The sequence below is a fragment of the Sulfurihydrogenibium sp. genome, from assembly GCF_028276765.1.
Taxonomy (GTDB): Bacteria; Aquificota; Aquificia; order Aquificales; family Hydrogenothermaceae; genus Sulfurihydrogenibium.
In genome coordinates this window covers 1-4505 of the sequence record NZ_JAPYVU010000077.1, presented here as the reverse complement: position 1 = coordinate 4505, position 4505 = coordinate 1, and the positions used below count along the sequence as shown (strand labels likewise).

Annotated in this window: 6 protein-coding genes; all 6 read left to right on the top strand. The window is 31.9% G+C overall.

Annotation, left to right across the window (positions count from 1 at the left end; translation table 11 throughout):
- Positions 1-425 precede the first annotated feature (425 nt).
- From Q0929_RS08795 to Q0929_RS08770, 6 genes are read left to right on the top strand one after another with little or no spacing between them, the layout of a single operon-like run.
- Positions 426-1805, top strand: coding sequence for an NAD(P)/FAD-dependent oxidoreductase (locus Q0929_RS08795; protein WP_299240051.1), 1380 nt, complete (start codon positions 426-428; stop codon positions 1803-1805).
- A gap of 48 nt (positions 1806-1853) precedes the next feature.
- Positions 1854-2261, top strand: a complete 408-nt coding sequence (gcvH, locus tag Q0929_RS08790) for a glycine cleavage system protein GcvH (RefSeq protein ID WP_299240048.1) — start codon at positions 1854-1856, stop codon at positions 2259-2261.
- 2 nt (positions 2262-2263) lie between these two features.
- Positions 2264-2785: an ACT domain-containing protein gene (locus tag Q0929_RS08785; protein WP_299240045.1), complete on the top strand. Its 522-nt coding sequence runs from the start codon at positions 2264-2266 to the stop codon at positions 2783-2785.
- 1 nt (position 2786) lies between these two features.
- Positions 2787-3296: a peptide deformylase gene (gene def, locus Q0929_RS08780; protein WP_299227627.1), complete on the top strand. Its 510-nt coding sequence runs from the start codon at positions 2787-2789 to the stop codon at positions 3294-3296.
- A 10-nt stretch (positions 3297-3306) separates the two neighbouring features.
- Positions 3307-3468: a hypothetical protein gene (locus Q0929_RS08775; protein WP_299240042.1), complete on the top strand. Its 162-nt coding sequence runs from the start codon at positions 3307-3309 to the stop codon at positions 3466-3468.
- A gap of 3 nt (positions 3469-3471) precedes the next feature.
- Entirely contained in the window at positions 3472-4278 is an 807-nt protein-coding gene (locus tag Q0929_RS08770) for a TlyA family RNA methyltransferase (protein WP_299240039.1), read from the top strand.
- The last annotated feature ends 227 nt before the right edge of the window (positions 4279-4505 follow it).

Here is a 4505-nt window from a genome sequence, read left to right as displayed (position 1 = left end):
GTAAAATAAAGATTAGAGTTTTGCATTTTTACCTCCTTGGTGGAATTTTTGCTATTACAATTTTAACTGCCACCAAGGAGTTTTTTTAGATGTTTTATTTATATTTGAATTTCTCACCCAAAGTATATAAAGTTTATAAAATAGGAAAAAGAAAATATGCTGAATACTGGAAAAGAGGATATGGTAAACTAATCATTTGATGAAAATTTTTGTACTTGACATTTGACATAAAACATTCTGAAGACTTTAGTTTTAAGAATCTTCTCTTTTGAAAAGAAAAATAGAGATTCTTCACCGGCTTCAAAATGACAGGCAAGATTATATCTTAATCAAAACTTTTTTGAAACAACCTAATCTTTTAAATTTCTCACAAGACGTATTTAAGTTATAATTATAAAAACAACTTATAATTGAGGTTTTTGACCATGTACGATTTGATAATCATCGGAACCGGACCGGGGGGTTATGAGGCTATTCTTACAGCACTGAGAAAAAATTTAAACATTGCCGTCGTTGAAAAAGGCAAACTTGGTGGAAACTGTCTTAATAGAGCCTGCATTCCTACGAAATATTTAAGAAGCGGGGCTTATCAGATAGAAAAGTTATCAAAATTAAAAGACTATGGAATAGATATAAAAGATTTTAGTCTTGATTATACAAAAGCTTTTGAAAGCAAAAATTCATCCATCAGCTTTTTAAGAAACTCTTTAGCACAGCTTTTAAAGTCAAAAAAAGTTCCTGTTTATAAAGGCGTTGGAAAAATTGTAGACAAAAACAAAGTTCAGATTATAAAAGAAGATTCAACTACCGAAATAATAGAAGGAAAGAATATTATCATTGCTACTGGTTCTATTCCTGCATCTGTTGGAAATTTAGTGCCGGATGGTAATTATATAATCACTACAGAAGATTACATGGAAAGATTAAGCACACTTCCAAAAAGCATGCTTGTTGTTGGTGGTGGCGTAGCTGGGTGTGAGATTGGATACATTGCAAAAATATACGGCTGTGATGTTTATTTAACAGAGCTTCAAGATAGATTGCTACCATCAAACATAATTTCTCAGGAGATTTCAAAGTATTTATTGAGAAAATTTAAATCTATCGGAATTAAAACTTATTTCCAAACAACAGTTGAAAGCTACCAAATAAAAGATAATTCTATTGATGTCAAACTTTCTAACGGTGAAGTTATAAACGTTGAAAAGATTCTTCTTACAGTTGGAAGAAAGCCAAACACTTTAGATATAGACACCATAGGCATAGAAAAAGACAGTAAAGGATTTATCAAAGTTAATGAATATTTACAGACAAACTATGAAAATATTTACGCTATAGGGGATGTTATAAACTCTCCAATGCTTGCCCATGTTGCCGGATACGAAGCAAAAATAGCTTTACATAACATAACATCCAAAGAAAAAGAATCTCCAAACTATGATTTAGTTCCTTGGGCTATTTTCTCAGCTTACGAGATAGGGCATATTGGCTTAAACGAAGAGCTTGCAAAAGAAAAAGGGGTTGAGCTTATTTCCGGATATTATACATACAGATTTAACGAAAAGGCAGTAGACGAGCTTGAGCCTGATGGCTATGTAAGATTGTATTTTGAAAAAGACTCTAAAATAATTGTTGGAGCGGATGTTGTAGGCAGTGGTGCATCGGAATTAATTCATACAATATCAGCCTTTATCAAAGAAAAGTACACAGCTAAACAAGTTCATGACTTTATTTACTTCCATCCGTCATTAACAGAAATTCTTGCTTATGCTTCCTATGATGTTGCTGTTGGTAAGCTTTTCTAAACAGATTTCTGATATAATCTAATTAGAAAAAAATAAAGGAGGAAAGCTTTGAGAGAGTTTAAGATATTAGATGAATTATATTACACAAAAGAACATATATGGGTAAAGATAGAGAATGATGTTGCAACTATTGGCATTACAGACTATGCACAAAGTCAGCTTGGCGACGTTGTTTTTATTGAGCTGCCGGAAGTAGGAAGAGAGGTTGAATCCGGAGAAGTTATTGCAACGGTAGAATCTATAAAAGCAGTATCTGAAATATACTCACCATTAACAGGAAAAATGATCTCCATAAACGAAGATTTAGCAAATGAGCCATCCCTTCTTAACTCAGACCCGTACGGTGATGGCTGGATATGTGATATCCAGATAAAAGACCTAACAGAAATAGAAGATTTAATGACAGCGGATGATTATAGAGCTTATTTAGAGGCAATTACAGAAGAAGAGGAATGATTATGAATCATTTTATTATTGTAGCAATTGGAGAAGATAAGCCAGGAATAGTCGCAAAAGTTACTGAAATCTTATTTAAAAACGGCTTTAACATTGAAGATTCATCAATGACAAGATTAAACAATGAGTTCACCATAATGCTGATTGTGAAAGGAGATAAAAGCTTAGAACATCTTAAGCAAGAATTCAGCCAGCTTGAAAAAGAAGGCTTAACTATCATCATAAAAGAAGTATCTGAGGTTGTTATAAACAAACCAAGAAAAAAGTTACCAATTTTCAATATAGCAGTCTACGGCTCTGATAAGCCTGGCATAGTTTATAAAGTATCAAAACTACTTGCAGATAAAGGAATAAATATCTCAGATTTAAGAACGGAAAAAGTAAATAGTCTTTATATTATGTTTATAGAATCAGAATTTCCGGAAGAAGTAGATATTTTAGAGTTTAATAGAGAGATAGAAAAGCTAAAACAAGAGTTAGATGTTGACATAGAAATAGAAAACGTAGAAACGGCAGAGTTATAAAGTGGAAAAACTTGAGATTCTTAAATATCCGGATGAAAGATTAAAAAGAAAATCTATCGAAGTTGTAGATTTTGGAAAAGAGTTTAAAGAATTTGTAGAGAAATTAACTTACACAATGTATAATTCACCGGGTGGTGTTGGGATAGCTGCACCACAGGTAAACAATCCTATAAGAACGATAGTCGTGGATACTTCAAAATCTACCCATAAAACAAATAAAGTTTCCCATGGTCTGATGGTTTTATCTAATCCAAAGATAGTTCATGCAGAAGGTGAAATAATTTTCAGAGAAGGTTGTATGTCAGTTCCAGACTACACTGGAAATGTAAAAAGATTTTACTATATTAAAGTAGAAGCACAGGATATTAACGGAAATTTAATAACTTTTGACACAGAAGGCTTTGAAGCTGTTGTTATTCAGCATGAAATAGACCATTTAGAAGGAAAGGTTTTTATAGAAAAAGTAGTTTCTCCGAAAGATATTTTTAGAAGAAAAGTTTATAAAGAGTGAGGTTTTAACCATGCAGGTAGACCCGGTAGACCAATTTCAAATTGAGCTTTTTAAACAAGTTCTTGAGATGATGAAGCAGTTAAACAATCAGATAATACAGCAAACACAAAATGTGAATCAAGCTAAAAAACCTCCGGAAAATCAAAACGGTAGCATCTCTATCTACGCATAAAAATTGAAAGTTCAGAAAGAAAGAATAGATAAGTTATTAGTAGATAAAGGTTTAGTTGAAAGCAGAGAGAAAGCACAAGCTCTTATTATGTCTGGCGTTGTTTTTGTGAATAATCAGAAAATAGACAAACCGGGCACAAAAGTTCCAACAGATGCAAACATCTATATTAAAGAAAAAATGCCTTATGTTTCAAGGGGTGGATTTAAGTTAGAAAAAGGTTTGAAAGTTTTTAATCTTGATGTAAAAGATAAGATTTGTCTTGATATAGGCTCTTCAACCGGTGGATTTACTGACTGTTTGCTTCAAAATGGGGCTAAAAAAGTTTATGCGGTTGATGTTGGAAAAAATCAACTTCATGAAAAATTAAGAACTGACAGCAGAGTTATCTCAATAGAAGAGTTTAACGCAAGGTATCTAACTGAAAATGAAATTCCGGAAAAGATTGATATATTGGTTTGCGATGTATCTTTTATATCCATCACAAAAATCCTTCCAAACATATGTAATTTGTTAAAGGAAGATTTTAAAGGGATAATTTTAATCAAGCCACAGTTTGAATTATCAAAAAAGGAAGTAAAAGACGGCGTTGTTAGAGATAAAGAACTGCATTTTAAAGCCATAAAATCTGTAATTGAAAGTTTAATGCAGTCCTGCTACTGTATAAAAAATTTAGACTTTTCTCCAATAAAAGGACCAGAAGGTAACATAGAATTCTTAGTTTTGATAGAAAGAAAATCAGAAGATTGTAAAACATTGCCTGATGAGTACATTAAAAACATAATAGATAAGGCACATGAGAGTTTAAGGTAAAAAGTGAATAAGGTAAATAAATTGTGGTTAAAAAGGTGGAGATTCTTCGCCGGCTACAGAATGACAAATAAAGCAATCGTTAACATACTTTTGCTTTCTTTGTCATCGTATATTAAATATACCAAAAATTTTTAAACTTTAAGAGAATAAGTTTTACTAATAATTACAGACATGAGAGAAAAAAGGAAGGACAGATCAAGTTTCTGTCATTGGTCTTTTAAGACCGC